Genomic DNA, 18,538 nt, shown 5'->3' with positions numbered 1-18,538 from the left:
GAAGGAACTTGGCTTTGGTCGTGAAAGATGACAACGGCACACATTTTGTTATAATCAAATGAAGAAACTTGACGAATGAGGTGACGACACAATGGAAAAAGCGACATTCGCCGGCGGCTGCTTTTGGTGCATGGTGACGCCGTTTGAGGAGCTTGACGGCATTTACGGCATCGTCTCCGGCTATACGGGCGGGCATGTCGAAAACCCAACATACGAGCAAGTGAAAACCGGCACGACCGGCCATTACGAAGCGGTGCAAATCACGTTTGACCCGGACGTCTTTCCGTATGAGCGGCTGTTGGAGCTGTATTGGTGTCAAATCGACCCGACCGATGACGGCGGCCAGTTTCACGACCGCGGGCCGCAATACCGGACGGCGATTTTTTACCATAACGAAAAACAGCGCCAGCTCGCCGAGCAGTCAAAGCGGGCGCTCGAGGAAAGCGGGCGCTTCTCGAAGCCGATTGTAACGAAAATTTTGCCGGCGACGACGTTTTACCCGGCGGAAGAGTATCATCAAAACTACCATAAGAAAAATCCGGAGCATTACAAACAAGACCGCGCCGCGTCCGGGCGCGACGAGTTTATCGCCAAACATTGGGGGACGAAACGGTGAAGCGGATCGAATCGCCGAAAAATGCGCGCGTCAAACAATGGAAAAAGCTGCTGACCAAAAAAGGGCGCGATGAGACCGGATTGTTTTTGCTTGAAGGGTTTCATCTTGTCGAAGAGGCTGTAAAAAGCAACGCGCCGCTTGTTGAGCTGATGGTGGACGAGCGGACAGCCATCCCGCCCGGCTGGGACGTCAGCGTCCCGGTTGTGATCGTGACCGAAGCGGTGATGAAGGCGATCAGCAGCACGGAGACGCCGCAAGGCATCGCCGCGGTGTGCCGAAAGTTGCCAGCCGAGCTTGAAGGTGTGAAGACCGCCTTGCTCATTGACGCCGTGCAAGACCCGGGCAATCTCGGGACGATGATTCGCACCGCCGATGCCGCCGGGATCGATGCTGTCATCCTTGGCGAAGGGTGCGCCGATGTGTACAATCCGAAAGTCGTGCGGGCGACGCAAGGGTCGCTGTTTCATCTTCCGGTTGTCAAAGGCGATTTGGTGCAATGGATCGCGCGTTTCAAGGAGCAGGGCATTCCGGTGTACGGAACGGCCTTGGAGAATGCCGTCGATTACCGCACCGTTCCGCCTTCGTCTTCCTTCGCCTTGCTCGTCGGCAATGAAGGAAGCGGCGTCCGGCGCGAATGGCTCGAGATGACGACGGAAACCATCTACATCCCGATTTACGGCCAAGCCGAGTCGCTGAATGTCGCCGTCGCGGCCGGAATTTTGCTTTATTCCTTGCAGGCGGTGCGGTAAACGATGAGCTGCGCAAAGAAATTTCGGCCTGACCTTGCCTTTGCCCACTCATTTGCGTATAATGAATAGCGACAATTTCCCATACGGACAACAACGATGACGGAGAAAAGTAGCTTGCTGCTCGCCATCCAGGGAGAAAACGCCGGAGACTGGGAGCGTTTTTATGGCTGACGCAAGTGAAGTTCACCTCCCGAGTTGACACCGGGACCATCCCAAAAGGGGATGTAAAGGTGTTCCGGCTTTCGGCCGTTATCGCAATGAAGCGAACAGCACATTTGTGCTGTTAACAAGGGTGGTACCGCGAGCAACAACTCGTCCCTTACCGGGGGGGCGGGTTTTTTATTTTGGATAGAGGAGGGACTCAAGTGAAAGAACGGCTGTACGAGCTGAAGCAAGAAGCGCTTCGCCGAATCGATGAGGCGAAAGACGTCAAAGCACTGAATGACGTGCGCGTCGCTTACTTGGGCAAAAAAGGGCCGATCACCGAAGTGCTGCGCGGCATGGGGGCATTGCCGCCGGAAGAGCGCCCGAAACTCGGCGCGCTGGCCAATGAAGTGAGAGCGGCGATTCAGCAGGCGCTCGAGGCGAAACAAGCGAAACTGGAACAGGAGGAAGTCGAGCGGAAGCTGGCCGCCGAAGCGATCGATGTGACGCTGCCGGGACGACCTGTGAGTCTTGGCAATCCCCATCCGCTGACGCGCGTCATTGAAGAAATTGAAGATTTGTTTATCGGCATGGGCTATACGGTCGCCGAAGGGCCGGAAGTCGAGACCGACTATTACAACTTTGAGGCGCTCAATTTGCCGAAAGGCCACCCGGCCCGCGATATGCAAGATTCGTTTTACATCACGGAGGAGATTTTGCTTCGCACCCACACATCGCCGATGCAGGCGCGGACGATGGAAAAACACCGCGGGCGCGGCCCGGTGAAAATTATTTGTCCGGGCAAAGTGTACCGCCGCGATACGGACGATGCGACGCATTCGCACCAGTTTACGCAAATTGAAGGATTGGTTGTGGATCGGAACATCCGGATGAGCGATTTGAAAGGGACGCTGCGCGAATTTGCCCGCAAGCTGTTCGGGGAAGGGCGCGACATCCGCTTCCGGCCGAGCTTTTTCCCGTTCACCGAGCCGTCGGTCGAAGTCGATGTGTCCTGCTTCCGATGCGAAGGGCGGGGCTGCGGCGTCTGCAAAGGCACCGGCTGGATCGAAATTTTAGGCGCCGGCATGGTGCATCCGAACGTGCTTGAGATGGCCGGCTTTGATTCGAAAACGTACACCGGCTTTGCGTTCGGCATGGGGCCGGAGCGGATCGCGATGCTGAAGTACGGCATTGACGACATCCGTCATTTCTATCAAAACGATCTACGTTTCTTGCGGCAATTTTTGCGTGTGTAACAGAAAAAGGAGGGGTTTTCCATGCTCGTGTCTTACCGTTGGCTGAGCGAGTACGTCGATTTGACGGGGGTCACCGCCGCGGAACTCGCTGATCGCATCACGAAAAGCGGCATTGAAGTCGAGCGGGTTGAGGCGCTCGACCGCGGGATGAACGGCGTCGTCATCGGCCATGTGCTCGAGTGCGAGCCGCACCCGAACGCGGATAAACTGCGGAAATGCCTCGTTGACCTTGGCGAAGGCGAGCCGGTGCAAATCATTTGCGGCGCCCCGAACGTCGCCAAAGGGCAAAAAGTCGCCGTCGCCAAAGTCGGGGCGGTGCTGCCGGGCAATTTCAAAATCAAACGGGCGAAGCTGCGCGGGGAAGAATCGAACGGAATGATTTGTTCGCTCCAAGAGCTCGGCGTCGAAACGAAAGTCGTGCCGAAAGAGTATGCAGACGGCATTTTCGTCTTTCCAAGCGATGCGCCGGTCGGCGCCGATGCACTGGAATGGCTCGGCTTGCACGATGAAGTGCTCGAACTGTCTTTGACGCCCAACCGCGCCGACTGTTTAAGCATGATCGGCGTCGCCTATGAAGTCGCGGCCATTCTCGGACGTGAAGTAAAGCTGCCGAAAGCGGCGGTCAAGGAAAACAGCGAACATGTCCATGAATACATTTCCGTCCGCGTCGAGGCGCCGGAAGACAACCCGCTGTACGCCGGGCGGATCGTGAAAAACGTCCGGATCGGCCCGTCGCCGCTTTGGATGCAAGCGCGCTTGATGGCAGCCGGCATTCGCCCGCACAACAACGTCGTCGACATTACGAACTACATTTTGCTTGAGTACGGCCAACCGCTTCATGCGTTTGACTACGACCGCCTCGGTTCGCAGGAAATTGTCGTCCGCCGCGCAAAGGCAGGCGAAACGATTGTCACGCTCGATGATGTCGAACGGAAGCTGACCGAAGACCACCTTGTCATCACGAACGGCCGCGAGCCGGTCGCCTTAGCCGGGGTGATGGGCGGGGCGAATTCGGAAGTGCACGATGACACGAAAACCGTGTTTATTGAAGCGGCGTACTTTACAAGCCCGGTCATCCGCCAGGCGGTAAAAGACCACGGGCTGCGCAGCGAAGCGAGCACTCGGTTTGAAAAAGGCATCGATCCGGCGCGGACGAAAGAAGCGCTCGAGCGCGCCGCCGCCCTGATGGCCGAATACGCCGGCGGCGAGGTCGTCGGCGGCGTCGTGGAAGCGAGCGTGTGGCGTGAGGAGCCGGTGGCGGTGACGGTCACGCTCGAACGCATCAACGGTGTCCTCGGCACGGCGATGTCGAAAGAGGAAGTGGCCGTGATTCTTTCGAATTTGCAATTTCCGTTCACAGAAGACAACGGAACGTTTACGATCGATGTCCCGTCGCGTCGGCGCGACATTGCGATTGAAGAAGACATCATCGAGGAAGTGGCGCGCCTGTATGGCTACGACCGTCTGCCGGCGACGCTGCCGGTGGCGGAGGCGAAGCCGGGCGGACTCACGCCGCATCAGGCGAAGCGCCGCCGCGTCCGCCGCTATTTGGAAGGGGCGGGCTTGTTCCAAGCCATCACGTATTCGCTCACGAGCCCGGACAAAGCGGCGCGCTTTGCGCTTGAGACGGCCGAATTGGTCCGCTTGGCGCTGCCGATGAGCGAAGAGCGGAGCGTTTTGCGGCAAAGCTTAATTCCGCATCTGCTTGAAGCGGCGAGCTACAACCGCGCCCGCCAAGTCGAGAACGTCGCCTTGTACGAAATCGGCTCTGTCTACTTGTCCAAAGGAGAAGGCGTCCAACCAGCGGAAAAAGAGCGCCTCGCCGGCGTTCTCACCGGCTTATGGCACGCCCATTTGTGGCAAGGCGAGAAAAAGGCCGTTGATTTTTACGTTGCCAAAGGGATTTTGGATGGCCTGTTTGACTTGCTTGGACTTGCCGCCCGCATCGAATACAAACCGGCCAAGCGCGCCGATTTGCATCCGGGACGGACGGCGGAGATTGCGCTTGACGGCAAGGTGATCGGCTTTGTCGGCCAGCTCCATCCGGCCGTGCAAAAAGAGTACGATTTAAAAGAAACGTACGTGTTCGAGCTCGCCTTGACCGATCTGTTGAACGCCGAAAGCGAAGCGATCCGCTACGAGCCGATTCCGCGCTTCCCGTCGGTCGTGCGCGACATCGCCTTGGTCGTTGACGAAATGGTCGAAGCCGGCGCCTTGAAGCAGGCGATTGCCGAAGCCGGGAAACCGCTCGTCAAAGACGTCTCCCTCTTTGACGTCTACAAAGGCGACCGCCTGCCGGCCGGGAAAAAATCGCTCGCCTTCTCGCTCCGCTACTACGATCCGGAGCGGACGCTCACGGATGAAGAAGTCGCCGCCGTCCACGAGCAGGTGCTCGCCGCAGTCGAGAAACAATTTGGCGCCGTGCTGCGCGGGTAAAACGAAAAGCTGTTCCGAAAGCGATTCGCTTTTGGAACAGCTTTTTTTGATGAGAGCTCGTTTCCAAACGGATTCAGAAAACGAAGGATGCCAACAAAGGCGGATGCCCTGTCAGCCGCGTTCAGCCATAATGCGCCCGGTTTGCGACACATCGTACCCGCCGAGCGCTTCGAGTTCGGCGCGGAACGAATCGGAGCGGAGCACGTCGAGCACGGAAGCGATGAGCGATTCATTCTCCGGCGTCCGCAGCATGACGACATCATACTGTTCGTTCATTAGCGGAATGAACTCGACGCCGGCCATTCGCGCCACCTTTTCCGTGCCGATGCCGACATCGGCGAGACCTGACGCCACCGCGGAGGCGACGCTCAAATGGCTTGTTTCCTCGCGTTCATAGCCGCGAATGGCGGACGGCGACAATCCATGCAGGCGCAGCTGTTCATCTAACAGGACGCGCGCCCCGGCCCCTTTCTCCCGATTGACGATCACGACGTCGCTCCTTCCTAAGTCGTGCCACGTTTGAATGCCGCGCGGATTGCCTTTTTGCACGTAAAACCCGATTGGCCTGCGCATCAAGTTCACCATGATGTACGCATGGCCTGTCAACAGCTTTTCCACATACGGACGGTTGTACTCACCCGTTTGCCCGTCAAACAAATGCACGCTGACGATGTCACATTGCCCTTTGTACAGCGCAATCAACCCGTTGAGGCTGCTCGTATAGGTGCGAAGCGATTGATAAGGGCCGCCTTTCTCGAGATGGGCGCCAAGCAAATCGAGCGCCATATCTTGACCGCTGATGATGATGGGGCGAAAAGCGGTTTCGGTCGGCCGTGAAACGGCGGAAAAAACGGTGCTTGCCTCCCCTTTTTGCCCGGCGATGTACCGCTTGAGATCATCCGCGGTGATCCGCATTTGCCGCCCAACGCGAAAGGCGGGCAGCTTCCCTTTTTTCACTAAATCGTACACCGTCAGTTTGGACACTTTTAATAAGGAAGCGATTTCTTCAATCGTGTATGACCGCGGCTCCGTCATCATGCCATCCTCCTTTCTTTCATTGTAGCGCAAAGAGAGCGATGTGAAAAAATTTTTCTTTTCTAACTAGTTATCATTATTTATAATTAGATATCATTACATATAAAAATCTGAATGGAGATAAGGGGGATGTAGATGCGAAAAATGGCATGGCTTGTCGCGGTGGTCTTGTTGTTCGGCTTGTATGGCTGCGACAGCGGTTCGAAAGAGGGGGCTGGGCAAACGAAATCGGCGGACAAAGTGGAGCTCACCATCTCCGCCGCCGCCAGCCTGCAAGAAGCGCTGGAAGAAGCGAAAACGGCGTTTGAACGAAAGCATCCGAACATCCGCATCCAATATAATTTCGGTGCGTCGGGCGCGTTGCAAAAGCAAATTTCCGAAGGGGCGCCGGTCGATCTCTTTTTCTCCGCGGCTGCCGAGCCATTTGAGGAACTGAAAAAGGAAGGGCTGATCGATTCCAAACACGAAAAAACCGTGCTCGCCAACGAGCTGGTGCTCATCGTTCCGAAACAAGGAGAAGGGGCGATTCAGTCGCTCGATGACATCACCCTCGCCAAACGAGTGGCGATCGGCATCCCCGAGTCGGTGCCGGCCGGCATGTACGCCAAACAAACGCTCGAAAAGGCGGGGCTGTGGGAGCAGGTGAAAGCGAAGCTCGTTTACGCGAAAGACGTTCGCCAAGTGCTGGCGTATGTGGAAACCGGCAACGTCGACGCCGGGTTTGTGTACCGGACGGACGCGCTCGTGTCGGACAAAGTCAAGATCGCCGCCGCCGTGCCAAGCGGCATGCACGACCCGATCGTCTATCCGCTTGGTGTCGTCAAGACGAGCAAACATCTCAAGGAGGCGCGGGAGTTGTATGATTATTTGACGAGCGAACAGGTGCTCCAACTATTCGAACAACACGGGTTCCGACCAAGCCGTTGAATCTGCTTCCCATTGGGAGGGGATATATGGTAACATAAAGACGATGCCAATCGAATAGGCGATGGAGTTCGCCATAACCGCCGGCTTCCGGCTGATGACTCCTGCTGCAAATGAAAGCGGCAGGAGTCTGTTTATTTTACGAAGGAGGGATGGTCATTGGTCTATCTCGCTGTCGGCGCAGCCGGCATGATCGGTGCGCTTGTCCGCTATGTCGTTGGTCTTGTCGTGCCCGCTGCCTGGTTGGGAGGGGTTCCACTCGGAACGCTTTTGGCGAACTGGACCGGCTCGTTTTTGCTCAGCTGGATTACGGTGGTGTTCACCCGCCGCCCGTCCTGGCCGCCGTGGCTGAAAACGGCGGCGACGACCGGGTTCATCGGTTCGTATACGACGTTTTCGACGCTCAGTGTCGAATGTGTGGAATGGATGGAACAAGGGCGCTTTGGCATGGCGGCCGTGTATATCGCTGCCAGCCTGTTCGGCGGCCTAGCCGCCGCATGGGCGGGATATGCTGCCGCCCATCCAAAGCGAAAGGAGGAAATAGCATGATGACCGCACCACTATTGGTGATGATGGGCGGTTTTTTCGGCGCCATATGCCGTTATGCCGTCAGCCGCTGGGCGGCTCCGCGTTCGCCGCGTTTTCCCATAGGGACGCTCATTGTCAACTTGCTTGGGTCCTTTTTGCTTGGCTGGCTCGCCGGAAGCGGCGCCGCCGATACTGAAAAACTGCTTGTCGGCACGGGCTTTATGGGCGCGTTCACCACGTTTTCGACCTTAAAATGGGAAAGCGTGCAAATGATGCAGCAACGCCAATGGGCGAAGGTTGTCGTTTATTTGGCGGCTACGTATTTGTGTGGAGTGTGGCTCGCGTGGCTTGGCTATCACGTGGGGCGGTGACCGCAGCGCCAAAAAACAAGCATTGTTTCTTAATTAGTTGATTGTGAAAAAGAACGTTCTAGGCTTGCTTTTAGAGGGCTGGTGATTGAATGAAAAATGTGAATCAACAACAGTGTTTTTCAATTTGATAAGCCTTGTAAAATCTGTTTTTCTCTTTGATCAAAAATGACCGATTTGCAGGAATGATTGTTTTTTCACCGCCCTTCTAGAGGGCCGATGATTTAGTACAAAATACCGCTATTCCATCTTTTTCTCAATTAGAGAAGCCTTGCGAAATCAGCCTTCTTTTTTTGGTGAAATGCCGCTGATTTGCTCGTGGCAGCCGTTTTTCACCGGCCTTCTAGGCAATCAGTATGGATGAATGGATAGAAAAATCTTCCCCGCAAACGATTCGTTCGCGGGGAAACGGAGATCGATGAAGGACAACGACCGAAGCACGGATGCGTTATCTTTTGCTTTTTCCAAACAATAATTCTTCAAGAATATCATGAATGCGCGTATTTTCATAAATGCCGGTGAATCGCTCCGCTCCCGGGCCCATGGCCGTCAGCGGCACATCGGCGGCGGTGTGGCCCGTTGTCGTCCAGTCGAGGGCGAACGTTTGCGTAGAGCGGGCGATTGGAAACGGGCCGTCTTCGCCGGAGATCGTTTTGCCGTCTCCCGACTCATCCGTGCCGCCCGGCGTTTCGATCGTCAAGCCGCCGCATTCATGGTCGGCGAGCACGAGGACGAGCGTATCCCGATGGCGCTTGGCGTACTGTTTCGCTGCGGCGACCGCTTCGTCAAGCTGCTGGCCCGCTTTGATCATGAGCGATCCGTTGTTTTCATGGCTCATTTCATCAATGGCTTCTTCTTCGACAACGAGGAAAAAGCCTTTTTTGTTTTGCGACAGCACGTCAAGCGCTTTTTTTGTCATATCGGGCAGCGACACGACAGGATTGTACACATCTCCTTCTCCTTCGGGTCGCTGCTGGAACATTTCTTCGTTGGCAAACAGTCCAAGCAGCTTGCGGCCGGACGCTTGTTTCAGCTCATCGGCGGTGCGGACGTACGTGTAGCCGAGCTGCTTGGCGCGTTCAACCAAGTTTCCTTGCGTGCCTTTGCTTGCTTCTTCCGGATCTTCGGCTGGATGGTCGGGGTAATAGCCAGGATTTCCATTAGGATACCAGTAATCTTCCCCGCCGCCTAAAATGACGTCCACTTTCGTTTGTTCGATGTATTGCTTGGCGATGTCGCTTTGGGCAGAGCGATTGGCGGTGTGGGCGGCAAACGCAGCCGGCGTGGCGTCCGTCACTTGGGCGGTCGTGACAAGCCCTGTTGCCTTGCCGGCTTTTTTTGCTTGTTCCAAAATCGTTTCCACCGGTTTTCCTTGCAGATCAACAGAGATGGCGCCGTTGTACGTTTTCACGCCTGAGGCGATCGCGGTCGCCGCCGCAGCGGAGTCGGTGATGAATGACTTCGAGTCGGCGGAGTTCGTATGGACAAGCCCGCTGTATGGCATATCGTCCATCTCCAATTCTCCAGCGATCCCTTTTGTGGCAAGGCGAATGGCGTTGCGATGCGCTGTGCCCATGCCGTCGCCGACAAAAAGAATGACATTTTTCACTTCAAGCGGCTTCGATTGTTTCGCTGGGGCGGCCCATGCAGTTTGACCGGCATGATAAAGCGCCAGTCCGGCGCTCAGCCCGGCAATGAGCAAAGCCGTGCGGCGTTTCGATTGGAACATCGTTCTCCTCTCCCTTTTCAGATGATTTTGTCATTTTTATTGTACAAGCCAGATGTTAAGCGTTCGTGAATGCAATGTAATGGATTTGAAAAAATTTCCTCTCTATTCAGATTGGACGATAGAATGGTTTCTCCTTTGGCAACATTCCTTGTTGACTTTCTCTTTTTTCCTTGGTATCGTTACTAATAGTTCAACAGTTGAACAAAATGGATGACAGCTCTCCATCTACTGTTGAATTTGGTTGATTGTTCAATGATTGAACCATCGGAGGTGAATCAATGCCGGAACGAAACATCGACGAATGGATCGACCGCTATTTGTCCGTGTCGTTTCTCGTGATGAAACGCGGCGCGGCGCTTGTCAAAGACAGCCTTTGCGAAGAGATGACGCATGACCAATATTATTTGCTTCGCTACATCCGCCGGCGGGGGACGTGCACGTCAACGGAGCTCGCGGCGATGTTCGGGGTGAACAAAAGCGCGGTGACGGCGATGACGAACCGCCTTGTCGACAAAGGCTGGCTGCGCCGCGACCGTGACGAGAACGACCGGCGCGTCATCGTCTTATCGCTGACAGAGCACGGGGAAGCATGGGTGAAGGAGATGGACCGGAGCGTCTATCGGCTCGTCGAAGAAGTAATCGCCCGCTTTCCGGAAGAAGAAATTGAAGCGTTCATCCGCACGTATGAGCGGCTGGCCCACGTGCTGCAGGAGGTGGAAGAGGCGACATGAAAGCGATCATCAAAGGAAAATGGCTCGTACTTGCGGCATGGATCGCCATTGCGGCCGTGCTCATGGCGACGGCGCCGAACATGGGCGATCTTGTCCGCGAGAAAGGGCAGTTGAGCGTGCCTGACGGCTACTCGTCGTCATTGGCGGCCAAGCTGATCAAAGAGGCGAACAGCCAGGAAAACAAACAAAACGAACGCTCCGCGGTGCTTGTCTTTTACCAAAAAGGCGGGTTGACGGCGGATGACAAAAAAGAGATTGAACGGGCGGTAAACGCGCTCGAAAAGAAAAAAGAGGAGCTTCATGTCACGAACATCGTCTCGCCGTTTGCCAACCCGAAGCTCGAAAAAGAACTCATCTCCAAAGACGGGACGACGATGCTCATTTCCATCACCATCGACCCGGCCGGCCGGACGGCGAAACAGCTGACGGATGCTTTATATAAAGCCGTCAGCGGCGTCAAAGTCGAGCATTATTTCACCGGCGGCTGGATGATCGATGAAGATGTGGTGGCAAGCTCACAGGCAGGCGTGAAAAAAACGGAAGGGATCACCGTCGTTTTTATTTTAATCGTCTTGCTCGCCGTGTTCCGTTCGCCGGTAGCGCCGCTCATTCCGCTGCTTGTGGTCGGGGCGACGTACGTCGTTTCGCAGTCAGTCGTGGCGTTTTTGGTCGATCAGGTCAACTTTCCGTTGTCGACGTTTACGCAGACGTTTTTAGTCGCCGTGTTGTTCGGCATTGGGACCGACTATTGCATTTTGCTGCTGAGTCGGTTTAAAGAAGAACTGGCGAAGCGCGGCGACCGGGCGGAGGCGATCGCCGCCACGTACCGGACGGCGGGGAAAACGGTGGCGGCAAGCGGCTTGGCCGTCATGATCGGCTTTGCGGCGATCGGCTTGTCGACGTTTAAGCTGTATCAATCGGCGGCGGCTGTCGCCGTCGGGGTGGCGGTCTTGCTTGCCGCCTTGATGACGCTCGTGCCGTTTTTCATGGCAGTGCTTGGCGAGAAGCTGTTTTGGCCGGTGCGCGGGAAGCTTGAGCACGGGCAAAGCCGGCTTTGGCTTGCGGCTGGCCGATTTGCGTTCGCCCGTCCGCTTTTGGCGCTGGCGATTGTCGCCGTCGTGACCGTGCCGGTGTTGGCGACGTATGATGGCAAACTGTCGTTTGATTCCATGGAGGAGATCGGCGATCATTATCGTTCGGTCAAAGCGTTTGACATCATTGCCGATCATTTCAATCCGGGAGATGCCATGCCGACGCAGGTGGTATTGAAAAGCAAAGAGCCGCTCGATTCGGAAGAAGGACTGGCGTTAATTGAGAAAATGAGCCGTGAGATCGAAAAAGTTGATGGCGTGGCGAGCGTCCGCTCGGCGACGCGTCCGACCGGAGAGCCGATTCAGGAGCTGTATGTCACCGAACAAGCGAAACAGCTCAAAGACGGCCTCGGCGCCGGCAAAGAGGGGATTGAGAAAATCGGCGCCGGACTTGAGACGGCAAGCGAAAAATTGTCCTCGTCCGCGCCGCAGCTCAAGCAGGCGTCATCCGGCATCGGCCAGCTCGTCTCTGGAACGGAGCGGCTTGAAGACGGTCTGCGCCAGCTGCAAAACGGCCTTAGTCAAATCGAACAAGGCGTGCGTCGTGGAGCGGTGGGCGCCGGCGAGCTGCAAAACGGCTTAGTGACGCTTCGCGACAATGCGAAAAAGTTGCAGGAAGGCGCCACGCAGCTGCTTGACGGCTACAAGCAGACGGAACAAGGGCTGTCGGCATTAAGCGGCCAGTACCGGCAAATCGAAGCGGGATTAAAGGCCGTCGCCAATCAGCTCGCCGCCGTGCAGGCGATGCTTGCGCAAGTCGAACAGGCGCACCCGGAGCTCGCGCAAGACGCCCAATATCAACGAGCGAAAATGACGGTCGCCGCCTTGTCCGAAAAGACGAACGAAATGGCGGACGGCCTCGTACAGTTGAACGGGGCGCTTGAGCAGGCGCGCGCCGGCTTGGCGAAAGCGAACGACTCGTTCGCCCAGCTTGCGGCCGGCCAAGCGGCGGTCAACGGCGGCTTGGACCGGATCATCGCCGGGCTTTCGGAGCTCGAAGCCGGGTTGACGAAAGCGGCCGACGGCCAGAAACAGGCGGTCGACCAATTGCCGCAATTCTCCCGAGGGCTTGAGCAAGTGAACGGCGGCCAGCGCCAATTGCTTGAGCATTTCTCCGCCCTTGGCGGCCAGCTCGACCAGCTTGTAAACGGCTTGGACCAAAGCGCGTCCGGTCTGCATAAAGTGGCGGACGGCCTCGGAACGGCGGAAACGTATTTAGCCGATTTGTCATCGGCGCCGGAGAAAGACATGGCTGGCTGGCACATGCCGAAGGAAGCGCGCGAAAGCAAAGACTTTGCGCAGGCGAAAGACGCGTATATGTCGAAAGACCGGCGCATCGTGACGTTTGATGTCATTTTAAAAGAAAATCCGTATTCGACATCGGCGCTCAGCCGTGTGGATGACATTCACGCCGCCGCTGAGCGGGCGGTGAAAGGGACGAAGTGGGAAGACGCGACGATCGCTGTCGGCGGCGTCACAAGCACGTACGCCGATTTGCAGGCGATCTCAAACGCCGACTATAAACGGACGGCCGTGCTGATGTTGATCGGCATCGCCATCGTGCTCGCAGCGCTCCTTCGTTCGCTTATCATGCCGCTCTATTTGATCTTGTCGCTCGTCCTGACGTATTACACATCGATGGCCGTCACCGAACTCATTTTCGTCAACGGCCTCGGCTATGCCGGCTTGAACTGGGCGGTGTCGTTCTTCGCCTTTGTGTTGCTGTTGGCGCTTGGCATCGACTACAGCATCTTCCTCATGGATCGGTTCAACGAATACCGCGGCCGGCCGGTGAAGGAAGCGATGCTGTCGGCGATGGGCCATATGGGGACGGTCATCATCTCGGCCGCCGTCATTTTAGGTGGGACGTTCGCCGCGATGTATCCGTCCGGCGTCTTGTCGCTCTTGCAAATCGCGACGATTGTGCTGACAGGGCTTCTCCTTTACGCCCTCGTCGTTCTGCCGCTTTTCGTGCCGGTCATGGTCCGCACGTTCGGCCGCGCGAACTGGTGGCCGTTTCGGCAGCCAGTGAGCGAAGTGGATGGTCTGGAACAACAAAAAATCAGTTAGGAAGGCGAGTCAACAAGGGTGTCCTAAGAGACCGGGACACCCTTTCTTGTTCCTGTATGAAGCAGCAAAATGGTCGATAAAAAGCAATATGTTGTGTTTGGTTTAAGGGGCATTACCCTCTTGGGTCAGCTCCTTTTTCTTAGTCCTTTACGCACGCATAAAAAGAAAGCAAGGCGCTCTGTTTGATTCAACAGAAACGTATATTCCACGTGCTCTGTATAGTTGTTTTCCTTGATTCTTTCCCCGTGAATGTGGATCGTATGGCGCATGGAGAAAAGAGTTTTTGTTTGAATATATTGAATATTATTTATTTTTTGTTAACATAGTTACAAAATATTGAATGTTGGAGTGATGAAAATGAAGTTGAGGAAAATCGCCGTCCCATTCTCGGTAACGTTAGCTATTTTGATAGCTCCCTTAATGGTGCGCGCCTATGTTTTAGAACCTTACTATTGGAAGGATGGAGTAAGCGGCCTCACGTATAAATGGGGAAGCAATCTTCAAACGTCCGGCACGGTGATTCGGACGGCTTTTGAAAATGCCCTCTCCGATTGGAATGAAACGCCAACCCCTGTTTGGTTTTCCTACAGCAGCCGTTCTTCCAACACGCTCAACTCCTACTATGTTTCCGATTCTTCCGAATATGGTGTTTGCAACATCACGTATTCAAGCAGTGAGATACTCCATTTTACAGCTATGGTTAACGCAGGGAATATTAATATCGGAAAAAGCAACGTGGCTCGAAGTGCAGCCGGGCATGAATTAGGGCACGGAATTGGATTGGATCATTCGACAGCGATAGCGATCATGAATTCGAATCGTGATCGGACGCGCATCTATACTCCACAGCAGGATGACATTAATGGCGTAAATGCAAGATATTAATGGGTTCATCTATCCAAGGGGAGGAAAAAGAGGATGAAAAAAATGGTGCTGTTCGCCGTGACGATTGGTGTTATATTTGTGGGCGGAGCCGTCTATTTCATAAAGGATGAAGGGAATATCCATAAACAAATAGGGACTGCCAAAGTAACTCGGCATATCCATACCATCAGTCATTCTGATCGTCCAAAATATACAAATATAAAGGATTTGAGCAAGGCGTCTGACTGCATCTTTATTGGAAGCGTCGAAGGAGTGGCTGGTACGCGAAATCTTGCGCGTAATCCGAACGACCCAGCACAAGAAGATCCGAATATTTATATCGAAGGAGTCGACTATGATGTAAAAGTGATTGAAGTTTTAAAAGGACACGCAAATGCTCATGTTCTTGTCACTGAGCAAAAGCAAATGCGGTTAGACAAAGATGGGCCCATGGTTCAAGATGAGCATTACATCGGTTTGGCATCCGGACAAACCTATATCTTTTTTGTCAAAAAATCGAATTTGACCGGCCGTTATTACAGTGTTGGAGATCCGTTTTTCTTTGTCCTTGAGAACAACCAAGTGGTGCTAAAGACGAAAGAAAAGGATTTGCTGGAGATTTATAAACCTGAAGAAGTAAAGGCGTTCAAAGCGAGAGTGAAAGCAGCAGTGGAGGAATGATGTTTTCGTTTCCTCCACTTATTTTTATCAAGAGCGATTCGATTTCACAAGCATATTTTTTCCGCTTTTGCCCAACGTAAAGTATGATGAGTGGTAGAGAACATACCAGAACCTAAAGGAGGAATGCGGGCATGACGAAACGAGTGCTCATGGTGGTGACGAACCATACGACGATCACCGACGACCATAAAACCGGGCTTTGGCTTGAGGAGTTTGCCGTACCGTATTTGGTATTTAAAGAAAAAGGGTATGACGTGAAAGTGGCGAGCATTCAAGGCGGCGAGGTGCCGCTTGACCCGCGCAGCATCAATGAAAAAGATCCGTCTTGGGCGGAAGCGGAAGCGGCGCTGAAGAACACAGCACGTTTGAGCAGGGACGATGCACACGGGTTTGACGCCATTTTCCTTCCCGGTGGACACGGGACGATGTTCGATTTTCCCGACAATGAAACGCTGCAATACGTCTTGCAGCAGTTTGCCGAAGACGGGCGCATCATCGCCGCTGTCTGCCACGGTCCGTCAGGGCTGGTGAACGCCACATACAAAGACGGCACGCCGATTGTGAAAGGAAAAACGGTCACGTCATTTACGGATGAAGAAGAGCGTGAAGTCGGGCTTGATGTGCATATGCCGTTTTTGCTCGAGTCGACGCTGCGCCTGCGCGGGGCGAATTTCGTCCGCGGCGAGAAGTGGACCGATTTCTCCGTGCGCGACGGCAACTTGATCACTGGGCAAAACCCGCAATCGAGCCGAAGCACGGCGGAGAAAGTCGTCGCCGCGCTGGAAGAGCGGGCGTGAGCGATAAAGGCTGAATGTGCGGCAAAGGGGTGTCCCAAGAGAACGGGGCACCCTTTCTTCATCAGGCATTCGTGAAAAAACAGAACGTGTACGTATCCATGACCGATATGAAACCGTATCGTGGGCGTTCTATCAGTTCCGTCAACTGTTAGAGTATAAGGCACGTTTGCATGGGTCAAAAGTGATTGTGGTTGCTCCGCATTACACCTCTTTGACATGTCCAAAGTGTGGTCATACGGAAAAAGCCAATCGAAAGAAACGTACACACACCTTTTGTTGTCGAACATGCGGATATACCTCAAACGATGACCGCATTGGTGCTATGAACCTTCAACGAAAAGGAATAGAGTACATCGTTGAAGGAACGACACAGGCATGACCTGCGTCGTTGGGCAGCTGTCAACCTGCCCCTAATGCAACCCCAAGTCAAGGAAGGAGGACGAAGTCCGCTCGCACTTCTGGGGAGTTGCAAGCCTCCACTTCAAGCGTTAGCTAAGTGGGGGTAGTTGACGACGGGATGCAGGGACACACATATTGTATCTCTTTTAAAGAGAGGCGATTTTTTGGGACAGCCTCTTGTTTTTTTTTTTTTTTTTTGCACGTCCAGAAGACGGGGAGATGGGCAAGGCGGTTTTCGATGATCAAATGGATGCTCGTTGTTCATTATTCAACAAATTGCGTTGATTTAGCTATTGAAGAGAAAGCGAGCTTTGATATCATAATAGACAAATGTTGAATATATTGGACTATCGGGCGTCAACATGAAGACGGAGAGGCCATCTCTGCCTTGGCGCCCGAGCGGCCATGGAAAGGAGAAAACGCCAATGGAGGAAACAATCGAAATCGTCCGCAACGGCGCTCAGCCGTCGGCGAAAGGGCAGGAAGCGTATTTCACCGGAAGCGTCCGCGTTGATTCACTCTTCCAAGAAAACGAATTCGCTCCGTACTCGGCGGCATACGTCACGTTTGAACCGGGGGCGCGCACGGCATGGCACACCCATCCGGTTGGACAAAGGTTGATCGTGACATATGGTGTTGGATGGGTGCAGGAATGGGGCGGCCCGATTCGGGAAATTCGGGCCGGGGACGTCGTTTGGTTCCCGCCGGGCGTCAAACATTGGCACGGCGCGACGCCGACGACAGCGATGACCCATATCGCTTTAACAGGAGTCGCGAACGGCAAAGCGGTCGAATGGCTGGAAAAAGTGAGCGATGAACAGTATCGCCGGGATGAATAGGAGGAACACGATGGCTGGATGGTCAAGCGAAGAGCTGCGTCGAATCGCAGAAACGGATGATTTGCACATTTCGCCGTTCCGCGAAGACGGCAAAACGTATGGAACACCGACGTGGATTTGGTCGGTGGTCGTTGGCGACTCCCTTTATGTGCGCGCCTACAATGGACAACGATCGAGCTGGTATCAGGCCGCTGTCAAACAGAGAGCGGGGCGGATCACAGCAGCCGGCATGACGAAGGAAGTTGTGTTCGAACCGGTCGATGGATCGATCAATGATTGGATCGATGACGCCTACCGAGAAAAGTACAAAGGAAGTCCGTATTTGTCTTCTATGATCAGCCTCCGCGCCCGTGCGGCGACGGTGAAAATCATGCCGCGATGAACAGCGCCTTCCCAATATAAAAGCCGTCACCGATTGCCAGCTTGCAGCCCGGCGTCGGTGGCGGTTTTTGTTGAGCGGCAAATCTATCAGCTCTTGGCCGCGTCCGTTGCCCTTCTTCCAGTCGATGGCGGTTTTGGTTAAGCATCGAAAGGGGATTTCATACGGCTGTCTAGGGGCGGAATGACGCTTTAATCAAAATTGCGGTCCAGCAAGCGCCCGGTCTGCTCGGCGATGACGCGCGCCGGCAGCGGCCTGCCTTGCTTGAACCACCATTCGACAATCCCGACGACGGCGGAGGCGAAAAATTGCAAGACGACGTCCTCATTCAGCCCTTTGTTTTTTCCAGTTGACGTGTCGACATCCGGCTTGAATTCCTCGATCACCAGCCGCAAAAACCGATTGCGGAAAGACGGCGCCCCTTTGCTAGACAGCATCGTCGAGAAAAACAACTGATGGCGCTCAAAATATTCGTACCAAATGTAGTTTCCTTCCTCAAACGTCAAGTCAGCCGCCTCGCGGCAAAGCTGCCGCAAGTTGTCCATATGTTCTTCAATCAGCTTATCCAATAAATCGTATTTATCGGTGTAGTGAAGATAAACCGTTCCCCGGTTCACATTCGCCCGGTCGGCGATTTCTTGAATTGTAATGTCATCAAACGGCTTTTCCGCCATCAGTTCGATGACAGCGTTTTTGATCGCTTCTTGGCTTTTCACAATGCGCCGGTCGATTTTCGCCATGGTGAACTCTCCCCTTGAAGGCATATTATTTGGTTAAATTATAAACATATGTATTTTAATCAATCAATGATGATTTTTGAGAGAAATCATATGGAACCATGCAGGCGCTGGGCGACGCCAACCGGTTGAGAAACATTCCACACGGACCATCCCGTTAGGCGG

17 protein-coding genes, 1 pseudogene, 1 riboswitch and 1 other annotated feature are annotated in these 18,538 nt (G+C 54.4%); of the genes and pseudogenes, 15 read left to right on the top strand and 3 right to left on the bottom strand.

Features of this window, described 5'->3' with window-relative positions; translation table 11 throughout:
• Positions 1-91: 91 nt before the first annotated feature.
• The 4 genes from msrA to pheT all read left to right on the top strand — a co-directional run bounded on the left by msrA (position 92) and on the right by pheT (position 5,201).
• Positions 92-616 (top strand): peptide-methionine (S)-S-oxide reductase MsrA, encoded by a 525-nt coding sequence (msrA, locus tag QWV57_RS13865; protein ID WP_013144533.1) that lies wholly within the window; start codon positions 92-94, stop codon positions 614-616.
• Positions 613-1,365: a TrmH family RNA methyltransferase gene (locus tag QWV57_RS13860; RefSeq protein ID WP_015375577.1), complete on the top strand. Its 753-nt coding sequence runs from the start codon at positions 613-615 to the stop codon at positions 1,363-1,365. Before msrA ends, QWV57_RS13860 begins: the two co-directional genes overlap by 4 nt.
• An 87-nt stretch (positions 1,366-1,452) precedes the next feature.
• Positions 1,453-1,688 (top strand) — a binding site (T-box leader).
• 42 nt (positions 1,689-1,730) lie between these two features.
• The gene (pheS, locus tag QWV57_RS13855) at positions 1,731-2,765 is read left to right on the top strand and encodes a phenylalanine--tRNA ligase subunit alpha (RefSeq protein WP_015375576.1); all 1,035 of its coding nucleotides are present in this window, start codon (positions 1,731-1,733) and stop codon (positions 2,763-2,765) included.
• Positions 2,766-2,786: 21 nt separating this feature from the next.
• On the top strand, positions 2,787-5,201 hold the full coding sequence (gene pheT / locus QWV57_RS13850; protein ID WP_020756294.1) for a phenylalanine--tRNA ligase subunit beta: 2,415 nt from the start codon (positions 2,787-2,789) through the stop codon (positions 5,199-5,201).
• Positions 5,202-5,312: 111 nt separating this feature from the next.
• Here the strand turns inward: pheT and QWV57_RS13845 are convergent, their stop codons facing one another.
• Entirely contained in the window at positions 5,313-6,236 is a 924-nt protein-coding gene (locus QWV57_RS13845; RefSeq protein ID WP_301102107.1) for a substrate-binding domain-containing protein, read from the bottom strand.
• Between the two features lie 135 nt (positions 6,237-6,371).
• Here QWV57_RS13845 and modA point away from each other — a divergent pair, with 135 nt between their 5' ends.
• From modA to crcB, 3 genes are all read left to right on the top strand, one after another.
• On the top strand, positions 6,372-7,163 hold the full coding sequence (modA, locus tag QWV57_RS13840; protein ID WP_301099963.1) for a molybdate ABC transporter substrate-binding protein: 792 nt from the start codon (positions 6,372-6,374) through the stop codon (positions 7,161-7,163).
• A 48-nt stretch (positions 7,164-7,211) separates the two neighbouring features.
• Positions 7,212-7,274, top strand: a riboswitch (Fluoride riboswitch).
• Positions 7,275-7,319: 45 nt separating this feature from the next.
• Entirely contained in the window at positions 7,320-7,709 is a 390-nt protein-coding gene (locus tag QWV57_RS13835) for a fluoride efflux transporter FluC (protein WP_063193119.1), read from the top strand.
• On the top strand, positions 7,709-8,059 hold the full coding sequence (gene crcB / locus QWV57_RS13830) for a fluoride efflux transporter CrcB (protein WP_063193859.1): 351 nt from the start codon (positions 7,709-7,711) through the stop codon (positions 8,057-8,059). The genes QWV57_RS13835 and crcB overlap by 1 nt, the downstream gene beginning before the upstream one ends.
• A 445-nt stretch (positions 8,060-8,504) precedes the next feature.
• On the opposite strand, the gene QWV57_RS13825 is transcribed toward crcB, so the two are convergent.
• Entirely contained in the window at positions 8,505-9,785 is a 1,281-nt protein-coding gene (locus QWV57_RS13825; protein WP_063193118.1) for an alkaline phosphatase, read from the bottom strand.
• A gap of 278 nt (positions 9,786-10,063) precedes the next feature.
• Here QWV57_RS13825 and QWV57_RS13820 point away from each other — a divergent pair, with 278 nt between their 5' ends.
• From QWV57_RS13820 to QWV57_RS13785, 8 genes and pseudogenes are all read left to right on the top strand, one after another.
• Positions 10,064-10,516, top strand: a complete 453-nt coding sequence (locus QWV57_RS13820) for a MarR family winged helix-turn-helix transcriptional regulator (RefSeq protein WP_119877889.1) — start codon at positions 10,064-10,066, stop codon at positions 10,514-10,516.
• On the top strand, positions 10,513-13,677 hold the full coding sequence (locus QWV57_RS13815) for an MMPL family transporter (protein WP_301099962.1): 3,165 nt from the start codon (positions 10,513-10,515) through the stop codon (positions 13,675-13,677). The genes QWV57_RS13820 and QWV57_RS13815 overlap by 4 nt, the downstream gene beginning before the upstream one ends.
• 351 nt (positions 13,678-14,028) lie before the next feature.
• Positions 14,029-14,562, top strand: coding sequence for a matrixin family metalloprotease (locus tag QWV57_RS13810; RefSeq protein ID WP_081132328.1), 534 nt, complete (start codon positions 14,029-14,031; stop codon positions 14,560-14,562).
• Between the two features lie 33 nt (positions 14,563-14,595).
• A complete protein-coding gene (locus QWV57_RS13805; protein ID WP_081132329.1) occupies positions 14,596-15,222 on the top strand; it encodes a hypothetical protein in 627 nt (208 codons plus the stop codon).
• Between the two features lie 131 nt (positions 15,223-15,353).
• Positions 15,354-16,019 carry a type 1 glutamine amidotransferase domain-containing protein gene (locus tag QWV57_RS13800; RefSeq protein ID WP_129447165.1) on the top strand — a complete coding sequence of 222 codons (666 nt, stop codon included), beginning with the start codon at positions 15,354-15,356 and terminating at the stop codon, positions 16,017-16,019.
• Positions 16,020-16,080: 61 nt separating this feature from the next.
• Positions 16,081-16,398 (top strand): annotated as a pseudogene (locus QWV57_RS13795) (zinc ribbon domain-containing protein); the annotation flags it as partial.
• Positions 16,399-16,843: 445 nt separating this feature from the next.
• Entirely contained in the window at positions 16,844-17,257 is a 414-nt protein-coding gene (locus QWV57_RS13790) for a (R)-mandelonitrile lyase (protein ID WP_122983933.1), read from the top strand.
• Between the two features lie 10 nt (positions 17,258-17,267).
• A complete protein-coding gene (locus tag QWV57_RS13785) occupies positions 17,268-17,639 on the top strand; it encodes a DUF2255 family protein (protein WP_081132335.1) in 372 nt (123 codons plus the stop codon).
• A gap of 188 nt (positions 17,640-17,827) precedes the next feature.
• Here QWV57_RS13785 and QWV57_RS13780 read toward each other — a convergent pair whose 3' ends face one another.
• Positions 17,828-18,376 (bottom strand): TetR/AcrR family transcriptional regulator, encoded by a 549-nt coding sequence (locus tag QWV57_RS13780; protein ID WP_129447166.1) that lies wholly within the window; start codon positions 18,374-18,376, stop codon positions 17,828-17,830.
• Positions 18,377-18,538: the final 162 nt, after the last annotated feature.

The sequence above is a fragment of the Geobacillus zalihae genome, assembly GCF_030414215.1.
GTDB classification, from domain to species: domain Bacteria; phylum Bacillota; class Bacilli; order Bacillales; family Anoxybacillaceae; genus Geobacillus; species Geobacillus zalihae.
Note: the sequence above shows the minus strand (reverse complement) of the source record. Positions and strands in the feature narration are given on the sequence as shown.

Excerpts from the sequence above, each read along its gene's own strand:
- QWV57_RS13820 (WP_119877889.1), top strand. The coding sequence starts at position 10,064 with ATGCCGGAACGAAACATCGACGAATGGATCGACCGCTATTTGTCCGTG.
- QWV57_RS13810 (WP_081132328.1), top strand. The coding sequence starts at position 14,029 with ATGAAAATGAAGTTGAGGAAAATCGCCGTCCCATTCTCGGTAACGTTA.
- QWV57_RS13800 (WP_129447165.1), top strand. The coding sequence starts at position 15,354 with ATGACGAAACGAGTGCTCATGGTGGTGACGAACCATACGACGATCACC.
- msrA (WP_013144533.1), top strand. The coding sequence starts at position 92 with ATGGAAAAAGCGACATTCGCCGGCGGCTGCTTTTGGTGCATGGTGACG.
- QWV57_RS13785 (WP_081132335.1), top strand. The coding sequence starts at position 17,268 with ATGGCTGGATGGTCAAGCGAAGAGCTGCGTCGAATCGCAGAAACGGAT.
- QWV57_RS13815 (WP_301099962.1), top strand. The coding sequence starts at position 10,513 with ATGAAAGCGATCATCAAAGGAAAATGGCTCGTACTTGCGGCATGGATC.
- QWV57_RS13845 (WP_301102107.1), bottom strand. The coding sequence starts at position 6,236 with ATGACGGAGCCGCGGTCATACACGATTGAAGAAATCGCTTCCTTATTA.
- QWV57_RS13780 (WP_129447166.1), bottom strand. The coding sequence starts at position 18,376 with ATGGCGAAAATCGACCGGCGCATTGTGAAAAGCCAAGAAGCGATCAAA.
- QWV57_RS13790 (WP_122983933.1), top strand. The coding sequence starts at position 16,844 with ATGGAGGAAACAATCGAAATCGTCCGCAACGGCGCTCAGCCGTCGGCG.
- modA (WP_301099963.1), top strand. The coding sequence starts at position 6,372 with ATGCGAAAAATGGCATGGCTTGTCGCGGTGGTCTTGTTGTTCGGCTTG.
- QWV57_RS13825 (WP_063193118.1), bottom strand. The coding sequence starts at position 9,785 with ATGTTCCAATCGAAACGCCGCACGGCTTTGCTCATTGCCGGGCTGAGC.
- crcB (WP_063193859.1), top strand. The coding sequence starts at position 7,709 with ATGACCGCACCACTATTGGTGATGATGGGCGGTTTTTTCGGCGCCATA.
- pheT (WP_020756294.1), top strand. The coding sequence starts at position 2,787 with ATGCTCGTGTCTTACCGTTGGCTGAGCGAGTACGTCGATTTGACGGGG.
- QWV57_RS13805 (WP_081132329.1), top strand. The coding sequence starts at position 14,596 with ATGAAAAAAATGGTGCTGTTCGCCGTGACGATTGGTGTTATATTTGTG.